Origin of the sequence: Antarcticibacterium flavum (assembly GCF_006159205.1) — a bacterium.
Taxonomy (GTDB): Bacteria; Bacteroidota; Bacteroidia; order Flavobacteriales; family Flavobacteriaceae; genus Gillisia; species Gillisia flava.
This window is the reverse complement of sequence record NZ_CP040812.1, coordinates 1,217,812-1,244,377: the sequence shown is the minus strand read 5'-3', so window position 1 is coordinate 1,244,377 and position 26,566 is coordinate 1,217,812. Positions and strand designations below refer to the sequence as shown.

The window sequence follows — 26,566 nt, the reverse complement described above, 5'->3', positions numbered from 1 at the left end:
TATTATTTTTGAAATGGGCTTATGCTTTTCTTTCGTATGCCATGGTTAATGCCCTGACAATTCCCTTTGCAGCCATTTCTACTTTATACTTATTGTCTTCAAGCGGTTTTGCGTCTTTCATAGCAAGTCCGGCCGCGGCCTCAAAGTTTTCCTGATTAGGTTTTTTTCCGGTAAGGTAAGTTTCCACCTCTGTTAACTTCCAGGGTTTATGGGCCACGCTGCCCAATGCAAGTCCGGCTCTGGTGATCACTCCGTCCTTAATTTGTAAACCCGCCGCTACAGAAACCAAAGCGAAAGCATAACTCGCCCGCTCACGGATTTTTAAGTAATAATAGTGGTCTGCAAATACAGGTTCCGGCAGGTGAATAGCAGTGATCAATTCTCCCGGCAAAAGGTTGGTATCTTTTTCCGGCTGGTCTCCCGGTAAACGGTGAAAGTCTGTAAATTCGATCATTCTTGAAGAGCCATCGGGTTGCAGTACTTCTACTGTAGCCCCAATCGCTGCCAATGCCACACACATATCTGATGGATGCACTGCGACACACTTATCGCTCCACCCAAAGATGGCGTGCAAAGCATTCATGCCATTTAAAGCTCCGCATCCTGTGCCCGGCTCCCTTTTATTGCAGGGCATCGAGGTTTCGTAAAAATAAGGGCAACGGGTACGCTGTAACAAGTTGCCGCCGTTGGTCGCCATATTGCGAAGTTGTGCTGAGGCCGCCGAAAGCATCGCCATGGACAACAAAGGATATTGGGTACGGACTTCCCGGTGATTGGCAGTTTCAGAATTATTGAGCATAGCACCCAATGTTAATCCGCCGTTTTCATTTGAAGTTATATTCTTATAATCCAGACTTGCAACCTCGATAAGCTCATCGGGACGCTCCACATCCTCCTTCATTAGGTCGAGCAAATTTGTACCTCCCCCTAAATAGTGGGCATCTTCATTGGAGTTTGCCGCCTGCAAAGCTTCCTCTGTATTCTTAGCACCGGTATATTTGAATGGTCTCATTTTAAAATTGCTTTTAGAACCCCTGAATTAACTCTTAGTCTTTCCAGGGATTTGATGTGTTTGCTTTAAGAATTCTTTGCCTTGTCCATTTGCTCCTTTGTAGCAAATTCCCAGGTTGGCATTTCGTCGCCACCGGAATGTACTTCTTTAAAAGCCTGCACAATGTTGTTATAGGCACCGCAGCGGCAAATATTTCCAGACATTCTTTCCCTGATCTCTTCTTCGGAAAGTTTTAACCCGGTTTTGAAATTTTTAAAATTTTCGGTAACATAACTCGCATCCCCATTTTCAGCTTCTTCCAGAAGTGCTACTGAAGAACAGATCTGTCCGGGGGTACAGTACCCACATTGAAAGCCATCATGTTTCAAAAAAGCCTCCTGCATAGGGTGAAGTTCCCCCTCTTGCACTAAACCTTCAATAGTTGTGATCTCCTTGTTCTCACAGGTGGCTGCGAGCGTAAGGCACGAAAGTTTACGTTTGCCATCTATTAGTACCGTACAGGCACCACACTGGCCGTGGTCACATCCTTTTTTAGATCCTGTAAGAGCTAATCTTTCTCGTAGGGCATCGAGCAGGGTAGTACGGGAATCCAGGGTCAATGGTTTTACCATTTTATTTACCCGCAGGTTCACTTTTACTTCATTGAGAAGAACCCCGGGGTTATCAGGCAGATTTTTCATTGTATTTGCAAATAACTCATTAGTAAAAAAAGAAGAAGCATAAACACTTATGCTTGCTGCTGAAATTTGTTTAAGGAATTTTCTACGGGAGGTTCCGTCTTTTAGTCCCAGTTGATCCAGGATATTCTCTTCATCTTCAGATAAATTGTAAGACTGTGGTTTTTCTTTGTCTTTTCCCATATCATCCATAAGAAATTTTATTTTTCAGGTCTAAAAGTCAGACAGATATAACCTTTGACATGGTATTAAACACACATTACACCCCGGAGCTTTTTTTGTCGTTTAACCTTAGTCTTTGAAAAATAAAAAATATAAATCAGCCTTATACCTTTATTATCAAAATATTAGTAAAATTAAAACTGCAAATACCGGCGGGGAATATTAAATGCAATTTGAAATCGCTGCGATAAAAAGCGATAAGAATGAAATTTTTCAAATTATTTTACATAATCTGATTTGGCAAATCTGTAGTCCGGGCAGCAGATGTGGTTCTTTGAATGGCCGGAAGAAGATAGAATTTGTAATTCCGCACATTCAATTCAGCATTTTTATAAATCCAAATATTTTTGCCTTTTTTCTTTCATAGGTTCCTAAGAACGGTTGGTATTTATCTGTTGTAAATCTATAATAAGAACCTTTGAGAGTGTAGGAAGGAGCGTAGGTTGGAGGCAATTAATTAAAGAACGAATTGTTTATCTACTATTCCTGGTGCGATAAAAATTTTGGATTACCTTTTCTAACTGAAGTGACACGAAAAGTTACACATTTTATAAACAAAAAATCCCAACAGCTTCATATTTAGCTAATTGGGATTTTGCTTCGTGACCTCGACAGGAGTGACTTCGTTTTTCCTTTGAACCCCCTCCTGAAAATAGAAAGTGGCCCCGCTCTCCGGGACGTGGCACTTTTTTTATTTTTTCCCAAGCTTTGAGCGTTGCTCAGCTTTTCCAAACACAAAAAAAGTCCGCACTTTCGTGCGAACTTTCTGCTTTAAGTGACCTCGACAGGATTCAAACCTGTAACCTTCTGAGCCGTAATCAGATGCGCTATTCAGTTGCGCCACGAGGCCGTTTTGCGGGTGCAAATATATGTTTATTTTTAAAAAACCGAAAACAAAGAGAGGCTTTTTTTATGCAAATTTGACCGGCAACAGGGGGAAGCTCATACAAGGCCCCTGGCGGGTAGTAGATATTTTTCTTCTTACTTGAAAAAGAGTTGACTCCAGCTGTTTGTACAAAGGATTAATATTCTTATTTTTCCTTTTTCAAAATTTCTGCTATGAGAACCTTGTTCACCCTTTTCTTCAGCTTAATAATTATTATCATCTCCCACGCTCAGGAAGATCTGCCTGCCGATTATCTTTCAGCTCAATTCCATAAGGATAGACGGGAAGCCCTTCGGGAACAAATGCCGCCAAATTCTGTTGCGGTTTTCTTTGCCAATGCCGTGAGAAACCGGGCCAATGATGTGGATTATATCTACCACCAGGATCCCGATTTCTATTATTTAACAGGATATAAGGAGCCGCATGCGGTACTGGTCATTTTTTCTGAGGATCAAAAAAGTAAAAATGGCGAGGTCTATAATGAGATGCTTTATGTGCAGGAAAAAAATCCGCAGGCAGAGCAGTGGAACGGCTACAGGTTGGGAACAGAAGGGGCGAAGGAAAAGCTTGGTTTTGTACAGGTTTATAATGGCAAGGAATTCCTAAAATCTGGTATAGATTTTACAACTTTTGATGAAGTGTTGTTCAAAGGTTTTGCCGATGACTACAGGGACAATCCACGGGATCCTGCCGATCTTTTTAGCCTTGTAGAATCTTTCAAACAACAAACAGGATATTACCTTGAAGAAAGTGAAGATGGAGCCACTACGGCTATTGATAAGGAGCTGAAAACAGGTGGGAGTTTGCCGGTGAAAAGAGCAAACCTTGACAATAGAAGTGTAAGGCGGTATATGGCAAAGCTGCGGCAAATAAAAACCGAAGAAGAACTGGGGCTGCTTAAAAAAGCAGTACGAATATCGGCTATGGGACAGCGGGAGGTGATGAAGGCCATGCACCCCGGGATGAGCGAGCGCGAGATACAGGGGATTCATGAATACGTCTATAAAAAATATGGCAGTGAATATGAAGGTTATCCCAGCATTGTTGGAGGTGGCCATAATGGCTGCGTGCTGCATTATATTGAGAATAATAAAACAAAAGTAGGCGATGACCTTGTACTTATGGATTTGGGGGCTGAGTACCATGGTTACACGGCAGATGTGACCCGTACCATCCCTGCCAATGGAAAGTTCAACCCGGAACAAAAGGCAATTTACGACCTGGTCTATGAGGCACAGGAGGCGGGAATTGCAGCCTCTGTGGTTGGGAACCCATTTCGCTCCACGGATGCGGCTGCAAGAAAGGTTATTAATGAAGGCTTAGTTAAACTGGGTATTGCGAAGGATGAAACCGATGCACGCCAGTATTTTCCTCATGGGACCTCACATCATATTGGCCTGGATGTTCACGACCCTGGACTGGGAGAGAATTTTGAACCTAATATGGTGATCACGGTGGAGCCGGGGATCTATATTCCTGAAGGGAGTAATTGTGACCCTAAATGGTATGGAATTGCAGTAAGGATCGAAGATGATATACTTATTACTGAGAATGGCCCGGTAAACCTTTCAGCTGAAGCACCACGACGGGCAGAGGAGATCGAAGCGCTAATGAAGGAAAAAAGTCCCTTGGAAGCTTTCGTATTGCCACAACTGGACTAAAAAATCCTTAATCTTTTGGAACCGGGATCTCTTCCTGTAGGGCTATGATCTCCTTAAATTCCTGCACACTTAATGATTTTTGAAAATAGCCAATGACCCGGGGATAATTTTTGGAGCGTTTAATATCATCCCTGAATAAGGAGGAGGTGACTATAACTATGTGCAGCTTATAAGCATAGGGTTTATCTTTTATTGCTTCCAGAAAGTCCCAACCATTCATCCCGGGCATGTTAAGATCGAGAAGTATGAAAAATTCCTGACCTGTGTTCTCTTCTGAATCCAGGTAGTCCAATATTCCCTTCCCATCCAGAAAGAACCTGGGATCTTCAATACCCATCTTCTTAAGCATAAAGAGCTGCATTTGGCCTATAACCTGGTCATCATCTACTATGATGGTTTGTAAGTACTTATCCCTCACTCTCAATTTCCTCTGTCTTATGAATAATTCCTTTGATAATATCGTCCATTTCCTCTACGGTCTCCTGCATCTTTTCCAGCAGGCAATCCCTGGTCCATAGCTCATAACATTCGGCATCCAGCAGTTGCATAAGGCCTTTTAGCCTCACCAGCGGCGCCCTCACTATATGAGCCTGCTCCCAGGCGATCTCTTTTAGAACTTTATTTTGCTTTTTAATGTTTTTCATCAACCTCCTGGACTCGGTTACATCAAGCAAGGCACCTACCATTCTTATAGCTTTTCCTTTGTCATCCCTCAGGATATAGCCCCTGTCAACCACATGAGATTTTTCCCCGGGATTGGTTATAAGCCTGTATTCCTGTCTCCATTTTTGGATATCTGTATTGTCGAGGGCATAATTTATTGAGGTTATCACTCTTTCCCGATCCTTTGGATGGATTTTGTCATACCATGAGTTATAGACAGTATCTTCCCGGGTTTGGTAAGAATAGGCTTTTTTAAAGGCTTTACTCCTCTTTATCATATCGTTGGAAATATCCCAGTCCCAAATCATTTCCTTGGTCGCCTTCATTGCATAGCTAAATCTCTTGTTTGAGATCTCAAGCGCCTCCTGCTTCTCTGTAAGTTCACTTACATCATTGGTTGCACCTATAATGCTTAATGCCTTTCCCTGTTCATCCCTTACGATATGGCCCCGGTCTATAATCTGGGCATAGGTGCCATTTGCCCTACGAAACCTGTACCGGGTCTTAATGGTGTGAGCCTCGGGATTTGCGAGGGTGGAATTCAGCGTATTCTTTATCTCCTCCAGTTCTTCAGGATGTATATGTTCTTTCCAAAAATGTTTCTGGTCTACCTGGGCTTCAGTATAACCAAAGAGTTTATCCCTGCCATCAAAATACCGCTTCACCTTATCTGCTTCCAGGTCCCAGTCGTAAATGAGGTCACCTGTAGCACTTGCAGCAAGCCGGTAACGCTGGTAAAGCTGTTCGAGCCTATCGGCATTTACAACGCTTTCTGTAACATCAGATGAATTTGCAACAAATCCCTGGATGGCGGGTTCATCCAATAAATTGGTAACGGTAGCTCTAATCCAGCGCCATTTATTTTGACCATCCCTGAACCTGTAAGGGGCAATTTCCATTTGCTTTTGGTCACCCATTTTACTAAATTTTGCTTGAACCCGGTCTTGATCCTCCGGATGAATAAAATCAAAAGCATTTTTACCGATAAAATGAACGGGGGAGATCCCAAGTATTCTTTTTGTGCTTGCACTTACAAATTTGTAGTTTCCTTCCTCATCGAGGATTGCTGTAAGGTCAGATCCTTCCTGTACTAAGGCCTTGAATTTTTTTTCACTTTGCAACAGTTCATTTTTTTGATGGCGTACCGTTTCTTCAGCCCTGTGTTGCCTGGAAATGTCCTTGGCAATACCATAAGCACCTGCGAGTTTACCTTCAATCTCCATAGGAGCCAGAGTTACTTCAAGCACAATTTGCTTACCTGTACGGGTAATGAAATCTGCCTCAAACTGTTGATGTTCTCCATGAATTACCCTGTTAAAATGATCTAACACGAACTCCCTGTGATGGGGTGCACAAAATGGCAAGAAGGTCATCTCCAAAAGCTCTGATTCAGAAAATTCTGCCATATTCACGAGACCGTCATTCACACTTAAAAACTTCCCCTCCCTGTCCAGGGAATATAGTCCATCTGGATTTTGGTTGATAAAATACCTTGCCTGTTCCAGGTTATAGTCTAAATCCTCCTCATTGAAAGTGCGTTCCTTATTTCTAAAAACTTCTGAAGTAGTATCGTGCAGGATCTGCAATATATATTGAACCACATCTTTTTCACCTGTTACCGGAATATTTTCGATCTGCCAGTTTTTTTTACCCATTGCAGTTTCTGTATCAGGTAGAATTTCAGAAGATCCAGCCTCCAAAATAGAAGGCCTGCCGGTTTGTATAACCTTATTCAGGGTGGAGGTGAGGCGGTAGCCGTAAGAGTTTTTATCCCTGCTTTCCTTCGCCCAGATCTCCCGGACTTGCCTGCCGGAAAGGTCGCTTTCTGATATTCCTGTCTTATTCTGGAAAGCCAAATTTGCGCCTGCTATAAAAAAAGTTTCCCTGCCGGGCTCAAGTAGCAGGCAGGGTAGAGGTAAGGAATTAAAAACCTGTAAATAATCGACCATAGGCGTACCGGGGGATTATAATTTTTAGCGTGCAAAAGTAATCAATACCATCGCATTATCTTCTTATTGTGTAGGTTAAACATTTATATAGTAAGCTTAAAACTAGTATAAAATATTCGTTTTACCAGAATTTTTAGATGTTTTGGAGGGCTTTTGGGAGATTTTTAAGAAATTTGCGTAGGAAATTGACTACTCTTTGAGGATTAAGTGCCAGAAATTCTCTTGAGTTAAAATGCGGTTAGTATCAAAGATTGGTGGAAAATTGTTATCATGCAGAAGGGGTTCCGCAGGAATTTTTATCGTGTAATTTCTTTATTGATTTAAGTTCTTTTTCAATCAAAGCACGCTGCTCCCGGTTGCTTTTCACAGAGAGAAGAAGCCAGATCAAGCCAAAGCATAGGAAAAAGAAAAAGATGTAGTTAAGCATTTTTAATAATGAGGCTTGTAAATTTAAAATAAAACATTGAAACTCCTTTACGGAAAACCGCAATCGTTTGTTAATTCTTTTATTTTTTTATAAAATTTTTGTTTGCCGTTAATTTTTTAGTGGGAAAGGTGCAAATTTGATATTAGAAAATACAGTACACAGATTTAAGCGGATTCCGCGAAACGTGAGGATCTAAAATTTGGAATTTTTAATTGACGCCGGAGTCAATTCATTCTTTTTACACAGATTTTACCCGTCCTAACTATCCACTCTCCACTTTCCACTCTCCACTTTTCCACAAACCTTTAACCAACAACCTACAACCTACAACCAACAACCGACAACCAACAACCAACAACCTACAACCAACAACCGACAACCGACAACCCACAACCGACAACCCATCACTCCTCAAACTCAATACTCCACATTCCCCTTACTTCATTTTCGCTGTATCCAATGGCTTTGTCATTAGGATAGAGGTCCTGCAGCTTTTTAATTACTTCCGGTTTCATTTGCTCTGGTTTGCCGTGGCACTGCAGGCACATTTTATTGGTTAGGATTGTGGCGTAAAACCTGGAACGGCCATTTTCTGTGATCACAATGGGTTCAGGATCTTTACCTGTGGCTATTTGTTCCTTAAAATGCTCAATGTAATCCAGTTCCTGTTCGCTTGCCTCATTCTTCTCATTGCGATTCCTGTCACTCACCCTTCTTATATAGGCATTATGTTCTTCCTCCATTTTCCGGGTAAGGGGCATCGCCTCGACATTGCAAAATTCAACAGCGTGTAAAGTTCCTTTATCCCCAATAGCTTTAAGAAGGTTTTGGGCCAATAACTGCTGGGTTGTCTGTGCATATTTCATTCCCTTTTCAGCCACATCTTCCTTATTAAATTCAGTAGTATTCTCTGCCGCAGGTTCAGGTTCTGGATTTGTTGTTTCTTTTTCCCTGCAGGAGAAAAGCAGTGCAGAAAAAAGGCATATCAATAAAAAATTTTTCATTGGAATTGATTTTCATACTTAAAGATACTCCTTCAGAATAAAATATTGGCCGATGCGGGATTTTTTTATTTATCTCTTCCTCGACGTGGTTTGACGCCGCTAATTCTTAAATTTGATAGAATTAAAAAAGAGAGTATGAAGATCGTTTATATACATGGGCTGGATAGTAAATTAAGTCCTGAAAAAAGAGAGATCCTTAAGAAATTTGGAGAGGTAATAAGCCCCGAGGTAAATTATTACCAAAACCCGGGTGCTATAGCTACAATCCTGCAGCAGTTGGAAGGGAAGGGTCCAGATGTGATCATAGGCAGCAGTATGGGAGGTTTTGCAGCATATTATGTCTCTATTTCCTTACATAAACCCGCACTTATGTTCAATCCTGCCCTTGCAGAAAGAACTGTAGAGCAGGAGGTGCCGGAAGCGAAAATTGAGCAAAAACAGCTTAAACAATTTCTCCTTGGCGCCATAGATGATGTGGTAAATCCAGGGGAAACTCTAAAGTTTATTGCTGAAGCTTACAATGAGCACACAGATTTTCACCTCCACATCCTGCCGGGCCTAACCCATAATATTCCTCTGGATGTCTTTGAAGCTGAAGTCAGGTCGTTTTTGGAGAAAGTTTAGTTCCTCGTATACTATATACTGTATATTGTATACAGTTTTTAGGAACAGCAGGTTTCCTAATTATAGTTAGGTGTTTTGTGTACGTAACGATCACTTCCACCTGCATCCAAGGTAGGGATCCTTCACGTCGTTCAGGATGACAACAGTATAAGACGGCTAAAGGAAAATTTCTAATTTTCAACCCAAAAATAAAGGCCTCATAGTTTTTCTTAAATGGTTAAACTACTAAATACACAGAAAAACCCTGCAAACCTAAAACCTACAACCTACAACCTACAACAGACAACAGACAACTTTTCAACCTACAACCTACAACCTACAACTTTTTAACCCGACCCAACTCTCCACTTTCCACTCTCCACTCTCCACTCTCCACTATCCACTTCCCTCGATTTACCTCTCCCAAAAATCCTTTGCCACATTCAGCGGCCGCAGGGCACCGTGCTTTTTGGACATGTGCTGGATCATCCTGTTGTCTATATTTCGAATTGCCTTCATTGCTTTTTCAACAAAGGGGCCTTTATTCAGCATCACACATTCTGCGCGAACGGCCATTGCGGCATCTGTGATCTCGGCCCGGCTGGCTACCCCATCCTTCAGGAGATTTTCCAGTACCTGGGTAGCCCAAATTACGGGAACATGTGCCGCCTCGCAAAGCCACAGGACCTGTTCCTGCACTTCGGCGATGCGGGTAAAGCCAACTTCAATAGCCAGGTCCCCCCTTGCAAGCATGATTCCGTAAACCGGGCTGCGCATACTTTGCAATAATAGCTCCGGCAGATTTTTAAAGGCCTCGCTGGTTTCAATTTTCAGAATAACAGGAAAGTCCTCCTGGTTCAGTTTTTTCAGTTCCTGTTGCATTCTCTCCACATCTGCCGCCTTTCTTACAAAGGAAAAACCCAGCATATCTGCGTGCTTACAAATAAATGGCAGGATCTCGAGATCCTCCACGGTGAGTGAGGGCAGGTTAAGGTTTGTTTCAGGTAAATTCACCCCTTTGTCTTCCCGCAGCAAATTCCCCTTTTCTGGCCTGGCCCTGGTGATCCTTACCGAAATGAATTCTTCAGCATCCTCTATGATTTTTCCACCTATTTTACCGTCATCAAAATAGATCTTTTCTCCCGGCTTCACATTTGACCATACCTCCGGCAGGGAAACCGAAATACGTGCCGGGGTAACGACCTCTCCATTTTTTCGCCTGGCCTTGCTACCCGTTACTGGTCTTTTATATACTTCAAGAATATCCCCGGTATAAAGCCTGATACCCGGGCCTTTCTTTTTATTTTTTTTCGAAATGAGCTTTGAGCTAATTTTTCCAGTCCTTATCTTAGGACCCGGCAGGTCCATATGGATAAGGCATTTCTTTCCCTGTGCAACTTTCGCCTGGCGAATGTTCCAGATCATTTTGTTCCAAAGTTGTGGGGAGCCATGGCTGCAATTGATCCTGGCAATATCCATTCCTGCAAGCAGCAGGTTTTCCACAAGGGTAGTATCATCTGCGGCCTCATCTGGCATCGTTACCATAATTCTGGAGCCCGGTTGAAATGGGGTTCCAAAAAGCGCGGTGGTATTAGCCTGTAATTTCTTTCTTCCCGAAGAATAATCTAGGATAGGAATGGTGTTTTTATATTTATTCGATGGCTCCCTGCCGGAAATTCTATAGAGCAGCTGCAGGATGTTTTCAATATTACCCCGGGTAAAAGCTTCAGCGTGGCTCAGGGAGGACAATCCGTAGTTGGTAAGTTCCTCCTGCAATGGCCGCAGGTCAAAGCTGCGCAAAGCCAGGTAATGCAGCAAATTCCTCGCGCTTTCGAGATTATTGGGGGGGAGAGTTTTATAGTATACAGAGGAATAGGAAATTTCCCTGTCCATAATCTCATCCTTCAGTTTTTCAAGCTGAAGGATAAGAGAATTCATCTGAGCTTCCGTAATAGTCATAAGCCAAATTCTTTCCTGAAGATAGAGAATTTGATAATAGCGGACAAGCTCATTTGGTTGCTGATCCCTGTAGGAATTTTACAACGATTGCTAAAAAAACGTGAAACAAGGTTAAATATTTCGCTTATGCTTAAAGGACTCCTAACTTTATGTGATCCCTATATTTTAAAATATGCACTATGGCGAATACAGATAGAGACAACAGAGAAAAGAATGAATTTAAAGATAACCGAAACAGATGGTGGATCTGGACTGCAGTTGCAATTGTACTCATAATCATCCTTCTTCTTGTGTTTAACCGAAAATCTACCGTGGTGGCAGATGATGCTACCCCTACAACATCTGGAATGCTTATTATGGAGAAGGAGAAACAGCTAAAATTAGAGGATTAGACCTTTGCTTATATGCCACCGGTCCTTCTTCCAGCCTGGTTTGATTTTCTGCTGTAGTAACGGGTTTCACTTTTAGCTCTGGCCTTATATAATTTTCTTTCAGCTTTGGCCATTTTACGATTTTCCTTCGCATAAGTTCTAAGGAGGGCCCTGTCCTGTTTAGCAGCAATCCTGCTGCGGTCGCGATACCATTTTTCCTCGTCTTTTGCACGCTGCTCGGCCAAATCGGCTTCCACAGCCGCCCTTTCATTGTTCCAGCCTTCCCCATTCTTTTTGATATTTTTCCCACGGTTTACAGCTTCCTCTGCACGGGCTCCATGCCATTGAGCTTCCTCCCTGGCACGGCTGCTGTAAAGTTCATATTCAGCTTTAGCCAGGCCTTTCTCTGCTTTGGCAGCAAGTTTGGAATAATTCTTTTCCCGGGCCCCAGCTTCTTTTACTCGCTCGCGGTGCCATTTCTCTTCAGCTTTGGCTATCTCCCTGAAATCTTTCGCATTTGCTTTTTCCGTTTTCCTTTCCAGCTTCAGGATCTCTTTTTCAATTTTTTTCTCCGTCTTAACCTGGGATCTCGTTTGTGCTATAGAGGAAAAAGAAAATGCCAGAATGGCAAGAATGGTAAATATGGGAGTCGGTGTTTTCATAGTTTGAGGTTTGAATATTTGATGTAACGGGGAATTTGGGAGGTTAGTATGTATTTGGTTGTAGGTTGGAAAAAATGTTGTGAGTTGTCGGTTGTCTGTTGTCGGTTGAAAAAGTTGTAGGTTGTAGGTTGTAGGTTGTAGGTTGAAAAAATTTGTCGGTTGTCATTTATAGGTTGTAGGTTGTAGAAAAAGTTGTCGGTTGTCGGTTGACGGTATAAGGTTTTTTTAGCTAATAGGTTGTCCGTAATTATCTTTTAACGTTAAACAGTAAACGGAAAACAGAAAACAGAAAACAGAAAACAGGGCTTAATTGCTTTATTCAATCCATTCTTCCTCTATTTTAACTTTTCCAACTGCCGACATTTATTGTCGTATTCTTTTGTTAGATTTGAGATGTGAGATGTGAGATGTGAGATGTGAGATGTGAGATGTGAGAAGGAAGAAAAGAGAAAGAAGCGAGCGTCAGCGAGTGGATTAACCACAAGCACCAAATTCCAAATTCCAAATTCCAAATTCCAAATTCCAAAGGCAAACAGAAAACGGTAAACGGCAAACAGAAAACAGAAAACAGCAAACGGAGAAACACCAAACACCGAACACCCATCCAACTAACGACTAAAGACAAACGACTAAAAAAGACTACCCAAATGTCCAGACGAGAAGGAATACAACGCCACAGATTCATCATCCACCAACTGTCCAAACGGCCGTCTTCTTTTAAGGAGATCCAGGATTTTTTGGAATTACAGGAATCTCTTTCTGAAGATAAATTAACCTGTTCGCAGAGAACTTTGCAACGGGATATAAAGGAGATTGAGCAGGATTATCATATTTTGATAAAAAATGACAGGTCCCGTAACCTGTATTATATAGCTGAAGATGGGAGGGAGGAGCACAGTGAAAGGCTTATGGAGACTTTTGACCTCTACAATGCGATGCGAATAGGGAACAGTTTTGGCGATCACCTGCTGTTTGAGAACCGCAAGGCCCTGGGAACGGAGCATATGAACGGACTCCTGCACGCAATAAGGCATAAGAGACTGGTGGAATTTACCTATGAGAAATTTGAGGACGGCGCTGTTAGCAGGCGAACTGTTATACCTATAGCTATCAAGGAGGCGAGGAATCGCTGGTATCTCATTGGAAAAGATGGAGGGGTGGTAAAGAATTTTGGTCTGGACAGGATGAGCGGCCTGGAGATCCTGCAAAAGAATTTCAAACCTGTTAAGGATTATAATGTTCAGTCCGAATTTGAACATCATTTCGGGATCATTAACGGCACAGGGGAGGAGCCACAAAGAGTAGTACTCTCCTTTACCCCGAAGGAGGGGAGATATATAAGCAGCCTGCCACTACACCATAGTCAGCAGGAGGTGTTGTGCAACAAAAAAGAACACATGTTTGAGTATTACCTGGTCCCCACTTATGATTTTAGAATGGAACTTCTCTCTTATGGACACACAGTAAAAGTGCTCGAACCTGAAAGTTTAAAAAAGGAAATAATTAAGCAGCTGGAGATTGCTTTGAAAAGTTATAAATAAAGGTTTTCCTGGATGAGCACGACAACCGGCCGTTTTACTTAGACTCTTCACAAGTAATAAAAGCTCGATCAAATTTCGGTTTCCCCGTGATAATATTTACTTTTAAAGAAAAAAAGTAAAAACCTGTTTCAATGGCAAAATTTTCAGAAGAAAAGGCAGAAAAAGAATTAAAGAAAGGGCAGAAGAATTTTTCAGCAGAGAAGCTGAAGGATCTTTTACAGAAGGAGGACAGTTTGTTTGCGAAATTCCTGAATGTTACCAACCTCAAAGAATACACAGATGATTTTATAGATCTTTTTTCCCTGCTGCGCGACTGGTACCAGGGCCGCTATAAGGATGTGCCGTGGCTGGTGATCTCTTCCATAGGAGGCGCCTTACTGTATGTGCTTTCCCCCATAGACCTTATCCCGGACTTTATCCCGGTTATAGGCTACCTTGACGACGCCGCTGTGATTGCAGCTTTGGTGAAATATGTGCGTGTAGACCTGGCCGATTATAGAAATTGGAAGGAAGCTGAGGAAGTTTAGTAAAAGGATTTTGCAGATTTAGGCGGATTACGCGGTTTGGTTAATTTGCAATCAGGGAGGTCCCTAAAGTCCTGAATAAACTAACTTACAGAGACCACGGACTTAACTAAAACATTTTATATAATAATTTAAGTCTTCATTTTCTTAACCGCAAAGCACGCTAAGGTTTACGCAAAGAACGCCAAGGGTTTTTACCTGCCTTCCAATAATAGATCAAACTTATCAAACGCCAATCTCAAACAGAAAACAGTAAACGGTAAACAGAAAACGTTTAAACCGTTTATAAGCCACGAATGCACGAATGTTTTTTGTTTCTCACCTACTGCAATAAACCTAACCACATAGAAAACGGAGTACGGCGTAAAGTTGCACGGAGGGTAAATGGTTCAAATATTTAATGGTATATCCATTTTTTAACCGCAAAGTACGCTAAGGTTTACGCAAAGAGCGCCAAGGGCTTTTACTTGAGTTCTTTAATTTTTAATCGCATTGAGAGATCAAACTTATCAAACGCTCAATCTCTAAACAGAAAACGGTAAACAGAAAACGTTTAAACTGTTTATAAGCCACGAATGCACGAATGTTTTTTGTTTCTCACCTACTGCAATAAACCTAACCACGGAGGAAACGGATTAAGGCACGGAGTTTCACGGAGGGTAAATGGTTCAAATATTTAATGGTATATCCATTTTCTTAACCGCAAAGCACGCTAAGGTTTACGCAAAGAGCGCCAAGGGTTTTTACCTGCCTTCCAATGATAGATTAAACTTATCAAACGCCAATCTCTAAACAGAAAACGTTTAAACCGTTTATAAGCCACGAATGCACGAATATTTTTTGTTTCTCACCTACTGCAATAAACCTAACCACAGAGAAAACGGAGTACGGCGTAAAGTTTCACGGAGGGTAAATGGTTCAAATATTTAATGGTCTATCCATTTTCTTAACCGCAAAGCACGCTAAGGTTTACGCAAAGAGCGCCAAGGGTTTTTACTTGAGTTCTTTAATTTTTAATCGCATTGAGGGATCAAACTTATCAAACGCCAATCTCAAACAGAAAACAGTAAACGGTAAACAGAAAACGTTTAAACCATTTATAAGCCCACGAATGTTTTTTGTTTCTCACCTACTGCAATAAACCTAACCACGGAGAAAACGGAGTAAGGCTTAGAGTTTCACGGAGTAAAGATAAGAAATAAGGGAAGGCTTGGAGAGAAGTAAGCCCTGAAAGGGCGAAATATATTAGCGATGGGTGCAGCCCATCGAAAAAAAACGCCTCCATAGAAAGCCCTGAAGGGGCGCAATACAAAATGGGTGAGTTCGGTGCCTTTCTATTACGCACCTTCAGGGCTTGAATAATTGTATTAATTATATCATCCCGCTTCACGGGATGCTAGTATATTATGCCCTTTCAGGGCTGGTAAATTCATGGTTGTCATTTCATCCCCCTCTATCCCATATCTTTAATAGATTACTGACCACTATTCTTTTTGATCTAAATTCCAAATTTGAGGGGCTATATTCCAAGTATATTAAACAAAAAATCAAAAACCGAATCACCAAACACCAAACTACAAACAACAAACAAATTCCAAGCACCAAATCATTGTTGTCCGGTAAAAGAGTCTGGACCGCTCCGCTGCTAGAATATAGAACCTAGACTTAAATCTGAATGCCTGGAAAATAGTTACTTACATTCTGCTACATAACTTCCAATTTCCCTAAACTATTTTAAATCCAAAACCACCCCCTGGTAGATGTTGATATGTCCTTTGACTATATATAGAAAGAGTTAATAGAAATTTTACATATTTTAATCGGACAACAATGGCACCAAATCCCAAATCCCAAATCCCAAATCCCAAATCCCAAATCCCAAATCCCAAAACCCAAATCCCAAAACCTAAACAGAAAACGGTAAACTTTTTTGGTTTTGCCCCGGCCCTAAAGGGAGCCCAAAAAAGCACAGCGCCAGAAGTTTATATTTATTTTTTTCGCGTTCAGACTATCCAATTTTCACTTTTTTTAACCCTAAACAACAAACAACAAACAACAAACAACAAACACCAAACACCAAACACCAAACACCAAACACCAAACACCAAACACCAAACACCAAACACCAAAACACCAAACGGAAAACGGCAAACGGTAAACAGAAAACCCTCTAACGACTAAAGACTAACGACTAAAGACTTTTCCCTGTCCTCTGTCCTCTGCCCTCTGTCCACTTTTCCTACGCTTCACAACTAGCACAAGTCACCATCTCCGCAATAAACTCCTTGGAAACACTCTGGCTTCTCTGGTAGTAGAGCGTTTTAACTCCAAGCTGCCAGGCCTCGATCATAAGCTTGTTCACCTCCTTTACCGGTAGATTGGACGGGATGTTGAGGTTGAGGCTTTGCGCCTGATCTATAAATCGCTGCCGTACCGATGCCTGCTGAATGATCTCGAGCTGACTTATTTCCTTGAAGGTCTTGAACACCGCTTTTTCTTCAGCCGTGAGTTGGGGCAGGTGCTGTACGCTGCCGTGGTTGAGCATAATGCTTCGCCAAATTTCTTCTGTGTCCATCTCTTTTTTAGCGAGTAGTTTTTTGAGGTACTTATTTTTTCGCATAAAATTACCTTTTGCGAGCCCCGCTTTGTAGTAGTTGCTGCTAAAGGGTTCTATCCCCGGAGAGGTTTGCCCCAGGATGGCAGAGGAGGAGGTGGTGGGAGCAATGGCCATGAGCGTGGTGTTTCGCTGTCCGTAGCCCTTAAGAATATCCGGTTCTCCATAGATATGTGCCAGTTCTTTGGAGGCTTTCAATGCTTTCGCGCTTATCTCCTCAAAGATCTTATTGGTAAGGCCCTTTGCCTGCAGCCCCTCAAATGGGATCATATTCTTTTGCAGGTAGGAGTGCCAGCCCATTACCCCAAGTCCAAGGGCGCGGTGACGTTTTGCAAAGCGGTTGGCAGAGGCGAGGTAATAATTATCCTCTGTCTTCGCGATGAACTCCTGCAACACCGCATCGAGGAAATAGATGGCGAGTTTCACAGCCTCGGTGTCTTTCCACTCATCATAGAGCTCCAGGTTCATAGAGGAGAGGCAGCAAATAAAGGATTCTTCGCGGGTTGATGGCAGTGCAATTTCTGAACACAGGTTACTGGAGTGGATGGTAAGGTTCTGGTCCTTGTAGACCTGCGGCCGGTTTCGGTTAATGTTATCTGTAAAGAAAATATAAGGCAGTCCTTTTTGTTGTCGGCTTTCCAGCACCTTGGCCCAGATCTCCCTTTTTTCCTGATCTCCGTCTATCATTTCCTGCATCCAGTAATCGGGTACGCACACCCCGGTGAAAAGATTCTGGATGGGATTTCCAATGTTCTTGATCTCCAGGAATTCGCGAATATCGGCGTGGTCAATATCCAGGTACGCGGCAAAGGCCCCGCGGCGCACCCCTCCCTGGGAGATTGTGTCCATGGCCGTGTCAAAGAGTTTCATAAAACTGGTGGCACCGCTGCTTTTTCCGTTATCTGTCACGGCACTACCGCGGCCGCGGAGTTCGCCGAAGTAGCCCGAAGTTCCGCCACCTATCTTGGTTTGCATGATCACCTCGCCCAGTTTGTGGGTTATGCCCTCAATATTATCCGGTACATACACGTTGAAACAGGAAATGGGAAGTCCCCGCTCTGTACCCATATTGGCCCAGATTGGAGAACTAAGGCTCATCCAGCCACGCTCTATCATTTCGATAAAGGCTTCTGCCATTTCGGGTTTGAAGAGGCGTTTTGCGGCTGCGTTGGCAATTCTTTCAATCGCCGCTTGGGTGGTTTCCCCTTTTAAAAGATATCCCCTGTTTAATATTTGCTGACTTTCCTCATTAAGCCACCATAACCTGTCTTTTGTTACTTCCTGTATTTTCATCTTATATATATTTTTGTCTGCTGAAGCTGCATCCTTCAGCATTAAACATTAGCCTTTACCGCCTAGAACAGATCGTTTGCCGTGATACTTTTATCATGCTTGGTATAATCTACCGGCCTCTTGGCGAAGAAATCGTCCAGGCTGTTGGCATAGATCTCCTCCTCAAACCATCGCAGGGGCTGGCTGCCAAGCGCGGTTTCAGGATAGAGTTTTTCCATTCCTATTTTCACAAGGCTCTCATCCACGCGGAATTTCATGAAATTAAGAAGGTCGCTTTTACCAAGATGCTCAATTTCTCCGGCAGAAAATATCCAGTCCAGGATCTCTGCTTCCACCTCGATGGAATGGGCCACGATCTCGAGGATTTCCTCTTTGGTTTGCTCATTGAAGATCTCCGGAAATTCTTCTTTGATCCTGTTTACAATATAAATCCCCGCATTGGCATGAATTTGCTCATCTACAGAAGTCCAGGCAATGATGTTGCTCACATTCTTCATCACCCCCTTGAACCTGGAAAAGGAAAGGATAATCGCAAACTGGCTGAAGAGGGAGACATTTTCAATAAGAATTGAAAAAAGGATAAGGGACGTTACGTACTCTTTCTTATTGGTTGATTTGGTATTTGCCAGGGCGGCAGAGAGGTATTCAATCCGTTTCTTTATGACCGGCGTTTCAATAAGATGCTGAAATTCGTTATTATAACCCAGCACTTCCAGAAGCCTTGAATAGGCTTCAGAATGTCGGAATTCACACTCGGCAAAAGTGGAACCCAGTCCGTTGAATTCAGGTTTTGGGAGGTGTAGGTAAAGGTCTCCCCAAAATGATTTTACTGCCACTTCAATTTGCGCGATGGCCAGAAGGCTGCGTTTTATCACCTGTTTTTCATTGGGAGTAAGGTGGGAATGGAAATCCTGCACATCTGCCGTAAAATCCACTTCAGAGTGAACCCAGAAGGAACGGTTAATGGCTTCAGTAAAAGTTAGGATCTTCGGGTACTCGAAAGGTTTGTAGTTAACTCGTTTGTCAAAAATGCTCATAATACTTTTGTTATTAGGTTAATAATTCAAAAGCATAAAGAGAGATGTGCCGGGGAGATATGTGACAGGCAGCCACAAGTATGCAACGGGACATTTACTTTTTATGCGAAAGTAATAGTCTGGACTGTAGAGAAGGTATCCTGGCTTGTAATTAAATTACTCACAGTTGCGCAACAGCTCATGTTTCTCACATGATTCCCCTTGTTTATTACCTCAGGTAATACTCAACAGTTACAAAATCTATAGAGTAAAAATAGGAATCAAAGTGGGTATTTCTGGCGAGGGAGGGAATTGTTTTCAACAGAGTTTTGCACAGGGGAGGTTGTAGGTTGTATGTTGTAGGTTGTGGGTTTGAAAATTCAGGAGAGAGAATAATCTGGATTTGGAAAGGTTGTCAGTTGTGGGTTGTCTGTTGTCGGGTGAAAAAAAGGGGAGAGGGGGAAGTCTGGACGGGGGAATATTCAATTTAGACTTGTCTTTTTTCTCTCTGTCTTGATTCCTGGCTCTTGACTCTTGATTCTTTTTTTAGCCACGAATGCACGAATGTTTTTTCTTAAATGACTGACTTAACCCGGAGGAAACGGAGTGAGGGACGGAGTTTCGGGGAGTTTTTCGGGGAGGTTCTATTACGAGATTATTTTTCTTCCGAAGGACCCCTAAATCCCCTGAAGGGGACTTTTGATCCTGCAAAGATTTAAGTGGAGAAATAGGAAGATTTTGCCCCCTTTAGGGGGTTGGGGGTCTATGGAGGAGAATTTTACTTATGATATAATGGTAATATCCATTTCACGCAAAGTGCGCTAAGGTTTACGCAAAGGGCGCAAAGGGTTTATTCGCTGCGTGCTTTGCGGTTTTACTTTGTGGACTTTGCGTGAAAAATTTTCCATCAACAGGCAGCTAAAACAACAAAACCCAAGCACCAAATTCCAAATCACCAAATTACGCAGAGAGCGCAAAGGATTTTTTCTCTCCGTGCTTTGCGGTTTCACTTTGCGGCCTTTGCGTGAAAAATTTTCTATCACCAGGCAACTGCTTTATTCCATCACTCATCACAAAAAAAGGCTTATTTAATAATATAAAAATTATGTAAATTACAGAAGTATTGCTTTCTATTCAATAACAAAACAATGCTTAGCCCTAACATGAAAAACGCCTCATTAGACCCCTTTCTTAAACCCACCGAATTCCTCGACTCCGGCCATCCTGCGGTACAGGAGTTTGTGGAGAAACATACAAGTGGGTTTATCGGCGATGTGGAGAAACTGGAAGCTTTATATTATGCTGTGAGAGATGGGTTTAGATATGATCCTTACAGGCTGGATTTTTCACGGGAAGCGATGAGGGCCAGCCATCTCACCGGCAGGGAATATGGGTATTGCGTGGAAAAAAGCGGTCTCTTTGCCGCGGCTGCACGGGTGATTGGGGTACCTGCGCGAATGGGTTTTGCCAATGTGCGCAATCATATTGGCACTGCCAGGCTGGAGGAGGTTTTGCAAACAAATGTGCTGGTTTTTCATGGCTTTGCAGAGGTGTATATCGGCGGGCGGTGGATCAAAATGACCCCGGTATTTAATAAAGAGCTTTGTGAAAGGCTGGGCGTAGCTCCACTGGAGTTTAATGCACACAAAGATGTGATCTTCCAGGAATTCGACCGGCGGGGCGGGAAGTTCATGGAATACCTGCACGATTATGGCCGGTTTGAGGATATCCCCTATGAATTCTTTATGAGCGAACTTCAGCGTCATTATCCGCACCTCAGGGAAGAGATTGGTGAGGGACGGCTTATAGAACTTTAAAAGAGCAGGAATTTTATATAAACAACCATACTTCCGAAGGGAATTCGGGAGGCTAACCCACCAGTTATGAAAACAATTCAGAAAAACCAGGAGCAAAGAACCGGCGGCGCGTTTTTAGTGCGTACGGCTGGAACAGGCAATCATCTACCGGCCCAATTTTCAGAAGAAGAAAAAATGATCCTTGGCAGTGTGAAAGAATTCATACAGCGGGAGGTACAGCCGCATGCGGAAGAAATGGAGCACCAGAAGGAGCATAGCCGCTCTGTTGCCCTGTTGGAAAAAGCGGGGGAACTGGGGCTTTTAGGTCTTGGGATCGCTGAAGAATTTGGCGGACTCCCGGTTTCTTTCACTACAATCCTGCGGGTAACAGAGGAAGTTGGGCGGGTATCGGAATTTTCACCCACTTTCGGGGTGCAAACCAGCATAGGCATCGCCCCCATACTTTTTTACGGTAAACATGCCCAGAAGCAAAAGTACCTGCCTAAACTGGTGAGCGGGGAGTGGAAAAGCTGCTATTGCCTTACTGAGCCCGATGCAGGATCTGATGCCAACTCCGGAAAGACCAGGGCCACTCCGGTGGAAGAAGGGGCTGCTTATGTGCTTAACGGACAAAAAATGTGGATCACCAATTCCGGTTTTGCAGATGTGTTTATTGTCTTTGCGAAAGTGGAGGATGACAGGAACCTTTCAGCATTTATTGTGGAAAAAGAGTTTGGCGGAATAAGCCTGGGCGAAGAGGAGCGTAAAATGGGAATTAAAGGCTCCTCCACGCGGCAGGTATTTTTCAATAATGTACGGGTGCCACTTGAGAATATGTTGGGAGAAAGGGAAGAGGGATTTAAGATCGCTCTCAATGTGCTTAATGGCGGACGCATAAAACTGGGTGCAGGGGCCATTGGCACCTCCAAAACTGCCTTTGACCTGGCTGTGGCCTATGCAAAGGAGCGAAAGCAGTTTGGAACATCCATAAGCAATTTTGGTGCGATCCAGCATAAGCTGGCACAAATGGCGGTGCGTATTTTTGCCCTGGAGGCAGCTACTTACCTCACCGGAAAGTATATAGATGATAAGATAAATGCCCTTGAAGCAGGCGGCCTTTCAGCAGAAAAGGCTGAGGTCGCGGCAGTATCGGCCTACGGAATTGAGTGTGCTGTAATTAAGGTTTATGGATCTGAAAGCCTGGCCCTGGTGGTAGATGAGGGGGTACAGATCTTTGGCGGAATGGGCTTTTCTGAAGACGCTCCCATGGCCAGGTTATATCGAAATGCCCGAATCACCCGCATCTATGAAGGCACCAATGAGATAAACAGGATGCTGATTGTTGATATGTTGCTGAAGAAGGCGAACACGGGAGAGCTGAAGTTATTGGAAAGGGGTAGGAAAATAAAGGCAGATCTTACTACTGGTGAAACTGATAGTGAAAAGCCCGCCAGGGGACCAAAGGAATCATTAGTAATCCTGCAAGAACTTAAAAACGCCAACCTGCTTATTCTTGAAGCAGCAACGCAAAAGCTGGGGAAAAAGCTGAAGGAAGAACAGGAGGTGCTTATGCATGTTTCAGATATGGTGATGCAGGTGTATCTTTTGGAGGCAGTAATTACAAAAATAGCGAACCTGAAGAGTGAGGGGCAAGATTCTGCGCCGCACAAAAATAAAGATATAGCCAATGTGTTTATATATGAGTCGGTTGAAAAGATAAGGCAGGCAGGGCAGGAGGCTATCTTTGGGTTTGCAGATGGCGAGGAACGTTCCCAGCTGTTAAGTTGGCTGGAAAGTTTGACGATGCCAGTACAGTTCAATATTAAAGATGCCCGCAGGAAAATTGCGCAGATGATGATTGAAGAAGGGAAGTATGTTTAAATTGGTAAATTGTTAATTCAGGGTTGGTTAATTTGTTAGTACGGATTGAAATTGGTTGAATAGGGCTTGGTTAATTTGAGGGCTTAAGCCTAATGATTAATCTCAGTGTAATCCGTCAAAATCCGTGTAATCTTTATGCAAAATATCAAAGCAATCCCAAATTTTTTCAAAGCTCAAATTAAATCTGTATTTTAAGTGGCCTGAAAAAAAAGAGCATGAATATTAAGAAAGAACGAACTCCTGCAGAACTGCCCTCTGCTATAAAAAATTTTGAAGAAATATCAGAGAACATAAAGCGTCATAAGCCACTTATTTTCCTTGATTTTGATGGCACCCTGGCACCTATTGTGGAGCACCATGCCGATGCCGCGATCTCAAGTGAAATGAAAGGGCTGGTAGAAAAACTGGCAAAGAAATTTTCCCTGGCTGTGGTAAGCGGGCGTGGACTTGCCGACGTGAGCAAAAAGGCAGGAATCGATAATATATACTATGCCGGCAGCCACGGCTATGAGATCTCAGGGCCAAATGGATTTTCCAAAGATCATGAAGAGGCAGAGAAGGTATTGCCTGTTTTTGAAAAAATTGAACCTATGCTTAAGGAGGAATTGAAGCATATCCAGGGAGTGGATTTTGAACGGAAAAAATTTACCCTTGCCGTGCATTACCGTCAGGTAGCCAAAGAACACGAGCAGGAGGTGCACGACCTGGTGCTGAAAACCGTCAGTGAATACCCAGAGCTCTCCAAAGCCGAGGGAAAGAAAGTAATTGAGATAAAACCCTCCATAGACTGGCATAAAGGTAAAGCTGTGGAGTTTCTGAAATCTCAGCTTGGAGCTGGCCCCGAAGATTTTTCCATTTATGTAGGCGATGACGTGACAGATGAAGATGCTTTCAAATATGTTAAGAACAATCTTGGAATTCTTGTAGGCGAACACTCCCAAAACACTTATGCCGATTATGGGGTGCAGGACCTGGAAGAGGTGAAGGAGCTTTTCAGGGAAATTCTCAAACTAAAAGTTTAAAACTTAATCCAATTTCTTCCTGTACTTCAGGTTTTTATAAAACGGGCTCCAGAATCATGGACATCGCCACCTGCTTCTTAAATTCTATTTTCAGGGGAATAAAAATCTAATACTGCTATTCTATTTTAGTTGCTGAGCCTTACATTTGAAGTTCTTAGAATTTATAAATATGAAACAGTTTTTTCTCCCCCTGGTTTTTTTAATGATCATAATTTTTCCTGCCGCAGCACAGCAGGAATATTTCTTTCCCGGTAATAAATCCTTAAGTGAGGAAATACCAAGTCCGCAGGAATTTTTAGGTTATGAAGTTGGTGAGTTCCATACCCGTCACGACAGGCTGGTAGCTTATTTTGAAGAATTGGCAAGGGTATCAAACAGGGTTCATATACAGGAAATTGGAAAAACCTATGAGCAACGGTCTATGATCGTAGCTACAATTACAAGTGAACAAAATTATAATAACCTGGAAACCATACGCCAGGAACACCTGCAGCTCATAAAGCAGGAACCTTCTTTACCTTCTCTGGACGGGATGCCGGTGATCATTCAGCTGGGATATAATGTGCACGGCAACGAGCCCTCCAGCAGTGAGGCCGCAATGCTTACTGCCTATTATCTTACTGCTTCCAATGATCTCGAAGTTTTGCGGTACCTGGAAGAGGCAGTTATCTTTGTAGAGCCGGTGCTAAATCCCGACGGCCGTGACAGGCATACAAATTGGGCAAATATGCATCGCAGTTTCCCTCCTGTGGCAGATGCCAATGACAGGGAGCACAATGAAGTATGGCCCAGCGGCAGGGTTAACCACTATTGGTTTGACCTAAACCGCGACTGGCTGCCCCTGGTGCACGTTGAGAGCAAGGCCAGGATAGATTTTTATCACCGCTGGTACCCAAATGTGGTAACCGATTTCCATGAGATGGGTACGAACAGTACATACTTTTTTGAACCTACCAAACCGTTTGGTTCTGAAAATCCGATCATTCCCCGCAGTAATTATGAAGGGCTCAATAACCTGCTGGCACCATATTTTGCCGGTGCGATGGATGAAATAGGTTCCCTGTATTTTACAAAGGAGGTATTTGATAATTCCTACCCGGGATATGGATCTACATATCCCGATATCCAGGGTGGGCTGGGGCTGGTTTTTGAACAGGCAAGTTCAAGAGGGCACTTGCAGGAGAGTATTCATGGCGATCTCTCCTTTGCCTTTACAATTCGAAATCATTTAGTAAATAGCCTTGCCACAGTAAAAGCGGCGGTAGAGAACAGGGAGGTTTTCCTTCGTCACCAGAAGGAATTTTTTGAATCGGCTATCACCCAGGCTGAGGATCATCCTTCACGGGGATATATTTTTGGAGATGCAGGTGACTCCAACAGGATCAGGGCATTTATGGACTTGCTCCTGCGCCATAAAATAGAGGTTTATGAAAACAACCGGGACCTAATAGCCGGAAACAGGAGATTTGAGGCCGGCAGGTCATATTTTGTCCCTGGAAGTCAGCCACAGTTCAGGATGGTGGCTTCAATATTTGATACAGTTACTCAATTTCAGGATAGTCTCTTTTACGATACTTCAGCCTGGTCAATGGTGCATGCCTATGGATTACCTTCAGCTACCCTCAATAAAAGTCAGGTGAGGACATTTAACCGCGGCTCCAGGATAGATAGCACATTTATGGAGCCTGGAGATCTTTCCGTAGAAAAAAGCAATTACGCTTATATTTTTAGCTGGGAAGATTATAACGCCCCTGCGGTACTATATAAACTTCAGCAAAAAGGAATACTCACGCGTGTCGCATATAAACCATTTAGTATTAAGACCGTGAATGGGGAGAAGGAATTTAGCTATGGAAGTATTATGGTGCCGGTAGCGATCCAGGAATTATCTCCTGAGGAGTTATATCAAATTATGAGGGAGGTTGCAGTAGAAAACAGGGTGCCTGTAGAAGCTGTTACAGGGGGATTTAGTACTACCGGGGTTGATCTTGGCAGCCGGTCCTTTGAAGCTTTGGAGAAGCCACAACCACTACTTATTATAGGAAAGGGAACCTCGCAGTATGAGGCGGGAGAGATTTGGCACATGCTGGACAGTAAACTGAAGATGCCTTTGACGAAGGTGGATATTCTGGACTTCAGCCGCCTGGATCTGGACAGGTATAACGAATTGATCATGGTACAGGGAAATTATAACCTGCTGGATGAGGAGGATGTGCAAAACATCAAAGCCTGGGTGGAAAAAGGAAACACGCTTATTCTCCAAAAATCGGCTGTGACCTGGGCGATTAATAATAAGATCATTGCTGAAGAACTTGAGGTGAAAAAAGATACCGCAACTAATGGCGAAACAACTGTACGCCGGGATTTCGAAACTGCCGAAGCTACTGAAGGAGCAAAGATCATAGGAGGTTCGATGTATAGGGTGGACCTTGATATCACCCATCCGCTTGGATTCGGATATAAAGAAAGGGAGCTTATCGTTTACAAGAACAATAATACGCTGTTGAAACCTTCTAAAAATCCATATAGTACAGTAGCTGTATATAAGGAGAACCCATTAGTTAGCGGGTATGTTTCCCGTGAAAACCTGGAGAAGATACCCGGCACAGCTTCTACTTTGGTCAGCAAGGCAGGCAGGGGAAGGGTGATCTCTTTTATAGATAATCCCAATTTTAGGGGCACCTGGTATGGCACCAATAAATTATTTTTTAATGCCCTGTTTTTTGGTCAAATTATTAAGGTCCCTAATATTGCAAATTAAGAGTGCATTGGATAAAATCCAC

The 26,566-nt window shown here is 42.9% G+C and carries 18 protein-coding genes and 1 tRNA gene; 9 read left to right on the top strand and 10 right to left on the bottom strand.

Annotation, left to right across the window (positions count from 1 at the left end; all coding sequences use genetic code 11):
• Positions 1-19: 19 nt before the first annotated feature.
• The 3 genes from FHG64_RS05205 to FHG64_RS05195 form a co-directional block, all read right to left on the bottom strand.
• Entirely contained in the window at positions 20-1,012 is a 993-nt protein-coding gene (locus tag FHG64_RS05205; RefSeq protein WP_139065429.1) for an FAD binding domain-containing protein, read from the bottom strand.
• Between the two features lie 65 nt (positions 1,013-1,077).
• A complete protein-coding gene (locus FHG64_RS05200) occupies positions 1,078-1,872 on the bottom strand; it encodes a 2Fe-2S iron-sulfur cluster-binding protein (protein WP_317133589.1) in 795 nt (264 codons plus the stop codon).
• 815 nt (positions 1,873-2,687) lie between these two features.
• A tRNA-Arg gene (locus FHG64_RS05195) sits at positions 2,688-2,761 on the bottom strand.
• Positions 2,762-2,970: 209 nt separating this feature from the next.
• Here FHG64_RS05195 and FHG64_RS05190 point away from each other — a divergent pair.
• Positions 2,971-4,458, top strand: a complete 1,488-nt coding sequence (locus FHG64_RS05190; RefSeq protein WP_139065427.1) for an aminopeptidase P N-terminal domain-containing protein — start codon at positions 2,971-2,973, stop codon at positions 4,456-4,458.
• A 7-nt stretch (positions 4,459-4,465) separates the two neighbouring features.
• Here FHG64_RS05190 and FHG64_RS05185 read toward each other — a convergent pair whose 3' ends face one another.
• From FHG64_RS05185 to FHG64_RS05175, 3 genes are all read right to left on the bottom strand, one after another.
• Positions 4,466-4,876 (bottom strand): response regulator, encoded by a 411-nt coding sequence (locus tag FHG64_RS05185; RefSeq protein ID WP_139065426.1) that lies wholly within the window; start codon positions 4,874-4,876, stop codon positions 4,466-4,468.
• On the bottom strand, positions 4,866-7,070 hold the full coding sequence (locus tag FHG64_RS05180; protein ID WP_139065425.1) for a PAS domain-containing protein: 2,205 nt from the start codon (positions 7,068-7,070) through the stop codon (positions 4,866-4,868). Before FHG64_RS05180 ends, FHG64_RS05185 begins: the two co-directional genes overlap by 11 nt.
• An 831-nt stretch (positions 7,071-7,901) precedes the next feature.
• A complete protein-coding gene (locus FHG64_RS05175; protein WP_139065424.1) occupies positions 7,902-8,501 on the bottom strand; it encodes a Tll0287-like domain-containing protein in 600 nt (199 codons plus the stop codon).
• Positions 8,502-8,636: 135 nt separating this feature from the next.
• On the opposite strand from FHG64_RS05175, the gene FHG64_RS05170 reads away from it, so the two are divergent.
• The gene (locus FHG64_RS05170; RefSeq protein WP_139065423.1) at positions 8,637-9,125 is read left to right on the top strand and encodes a YqiA/YcfP family alpha/beta fold hydrolase; all 489 of its coding nucleotides are present in this window, start codon (positions 8,637-8,639) and stop codon (positions 9,123-9,125) included.
• Between the two features lie 393 nt (positions 9,126-9,518).
• On the opposite strand, the gene FHG64_RS05165 is transcribed toward FHG64_RS05170, so the two are convergent.
• On the bottom strand, positions 9,519-11,063 hold the full coding sequence (locus FHG64_RS05165; protein ID WP_139065422.1) for a pyruvate kinase: 1,545 nt from the start codon (positions 11,061-11,063) through the stop codon (positions 9,519-9,521).
• 179 nt (positions 11,064-11,242) lie between these two features.
• Here FHG64_RS05165 and FHG64_RS05160 point away from each other — a divergent pair, with 179 nt between their 5' ends.
• Positions 11,243-11,455 (top strand): hypothetical protein, encoded by a 213-nt coding sequence (locus FHG64_RS05160; protein WP_139065421.1) that lies wholly within the window; start codon positions 11,243-11,245, stop codon positions 11,453-11,455.
• Positions 11,456-11,463: 8 nt separating this feature from the next.
• On the opposite strand, the gene FHG64_RS05155 is transcribed toward FHG64_RS05160, so the two are convergent.
• On the bottom strand, positions 11,464-12,096 hold the full coding sequence (locus FHG64_RS05155; RefSeq protein ID WP_139065420.1) for a hypothetical protein: 633 nt from the start codon (positions 12,094-12,096) through the stop codon (positions 11,464-11,466).
• A gap of 647 nt (positions 12,097-12,743) precedes the next feature.
• On the opposite strand from FHG64_RS05155, the gene FHG64_RS05150 reads away from it, so the two are divergent.
• A complete protein-coding gene (locus tag FHG64_RS05150) occupies positions 12,744-13,637 on the top strand; it encodes a helix-turn-helix transcriptional regulator (protein WP_139065419.1) in 894 nt (297 codons plus the stop codon).
• A gap of 131 nt (positions 13,638-13,768) precedes the next feature.
• On the top strand, positions 13,769-14,164 hold the full coding sequence (locus tag FHG64_RS19970) for a YkvA family protein (protein WP_139065418.1): 396 nt from the start codon (positions 13,769-13,771) through the stop codon (positions 14,162-14,164).
• Between the two features lie 2,236 nt (positions 14,165-16,400).
• Here FHG64_RS19970 and FHG64_RS05135 read toward each other — a convergent pair.
• Both FHG64_RS05135 and FHG64_RS05130 read right to left on the bottom strand, forming a co-directional pair.
• Positions 16,401-18,068 carry a ribonucleoside-diphosphate reductase subunit alpha gene (locus FHG64_RS05135; protein WP_139067897.1) on the bottom strand — a complete coding sequence of 556 codons (1,668 nt, stop codon included), beginning with the start codon at positions 18,066-18,068 and terminating at the stop codon, positions 16,401-16,403.
• Positions 18,069-18,130: 62 nt separating this feature from the next.
• Entirely contained in the window at positions 18,131-19,105 is a 975-nt protein-coding gene (locus FHG64_RS05130) for a ribonucleotide-diphosphate reductase subunit beta (protein WP_139065416.1), read from the bottom strand.
• A gap of 1,127 nt (positions 19,106-20,232) precedes the next feature.
• Here FHG64_RS05130 and FHG64_RS05125 point away from each other — a divergent pair.
• From FHG64_RS05125 to FHG64_RS05110, 4 genes are all read left to right on the top strand, one after another.
• The gene (locus tag FHG64_RS05125; RefSeq protein WP_218937557.1) at positions 20,233-20,901 is read left to right on the top strand and encodes a transglutaminase-like domain-containing protein; all 669 of its coding nucleotides are present in this window, start codon (positions 20,233-20,235) and stop codon (positions 20,899-20,901) included.
• Positions 20,902-20,967: 66 nt separating this feature from the next.
• Positions 20,968-22,761, top strand: a complete 1,794-nt coding sequence (locus FHG64_RS05120) for an acyl-CoA dehydrogenase family protein (RefSeq protein ID WP_139065415.1) — start codon at positions 20,968-20,970, stop codon at positions 22,759-22,761.
• 215 nt (positions 22,762-22,976) lie between these two features.
• Complete coding sequence (otsB, locus tag FHG64_RS05115; RefSeq protein WP_139065414.1) at positions 22,977-23,783, top strand: trehalose-phosphatase; 807 nt, start codon at positions 22,977-22,979, stop codon at positions 23,781-23,783.
• A gap of 169 nt (positions 23,784-23,952) precedes the next feature.
• Positions 23,953-26,544 carry a M14 family metallopeptidase gene (locus FHG64_RS05110; protein ID WP_139065413.1) on the top strand — a complete coding sequence of 864 codons (2,592 nt, stop codon included), beginning with the start codon at positions 23,953-23,955 and terminating at the stop codon, positions 26,542-26,544.
• Positions 26,545-26,566 lie beyond the last annotated feature (22 nt).

Bases quoted from the DNA above. Each gene is read 5' to 3' on its own strand.
- FHG64_RS05205 (WP_139065429.1), bottom strand. From the start codon at position 1,012: ATGAGACCATTCAAATATACCGGTGCTAAGAATACAGAGGAAGCTTTG.
- FHG64_RS05200 (WP_317133589.1), bottom strand. From the start codon at position 1,872: ATGGGAAAAGACAAAGAAAAACCACAGTCTTACAATTTATCTGAAGAT.
- FHG64_RS05190 (WP_139065427.1), top strand. From the start codon at position 2,971: ATGAGAACCTTGTTCACCCTTTTCTTCAGCTTAATAATTATTATCATC.
- FHG64_RS05180 (WP_139065425.1), bottom strand. From the start codon at position 7,070: ATGGTCGATTATTTACAGGTTTTTAATTCCTTACCTCTACCCTGCCTG.
- FHG64_RS05175 (WP_139065424.1), bottom strand. From the start codon at position 8,501: ATGAAAAATTTTTTATTGATATGCCTTTTTTCTGCACTGCTTTTCTCC.
- FHG64_RS05170 (WP_139065423.1), top strand. From the start codon at position 8,637: ATGAAGATCGTTTATATACATGGGCTGGATAGTAAATTAAGTCCTGAA.
- FHG64_RS05165 (WP_139065422.1), bottom strand. From the start codon at position 11,063: ATGACTATTACGGAAGCTCAGATGAATTCTCTTATCCTTCAGCTTGAA.
- FHG64_RS05160 (WP_139065421.1), top strand. From the start codon at position 11,243: ATGGCGAATACAGATAGAGACAACAGAGAAAAGAATGAATTTAAAGAT.
- FHG64_RS05155 (WP_139065420.1), bottom strand. From the start codon at position 12,096: ATGAAAACACCGACTCCCATATTTACCATTCTTGCCATTCTGGCATTT.
- FHG64_RS05150 (WP_139065419.1), top strand. From the start codon at position 12,744: ATGTCCAGACGAGAAGGAATACAACGCCACAGATTCATCATCCACCAA.
- FHG64_RS19970 (WP_139065418.1), top strand. From the start codon at position 13,769: ATGGCAAAATTTTCAGAAGAAAAGGCAGAAAAAGAATTAAAGAAAGGG.
- FHG64_RS05135 (WP_139067897.1), bottom strand. From the start codon at position 18,068: ATGAAAATACAGGAAGTAACAAAAGACAGGTTATGGTGGCTTAATGAG.
- FHG64_RS05130 (WP_139065416.1), bottom strand. From the start codon at position 19,105: ATGAGCATTTTTGACAAACGAGTTAACTACAAACCTTTCGAGTACCCG.
- FHG64_RS05125 (WP_218937557.1), top strand. From the start codon at position 20,233: ATGCTTAGCCCTAACATGAAAAACGCCTCATTAGACCCCTTTCTTAAA.
- FHG64_RS05120 (WP_139065415.1), top strand. From the start codon at position 20,968: ATGAAAACAATTCAGAAAAACCAGGAGCAAAGAACCGGCGGCGCGTTT.
- otsB (WP_139065414.1), top strand. From the start codon at position 22,977: ATGAATATTAAGAAAGAACGAACTCCTGCAGAACTGCCCTCTGCTATA.
- FHG64_RS05110 (WP_139065413.1), top strand. From the start codon at position 23,953: ATGAAACAGTTTTTTCTCCCCCTGGTTTTTTTAATGATCATAATTTTT.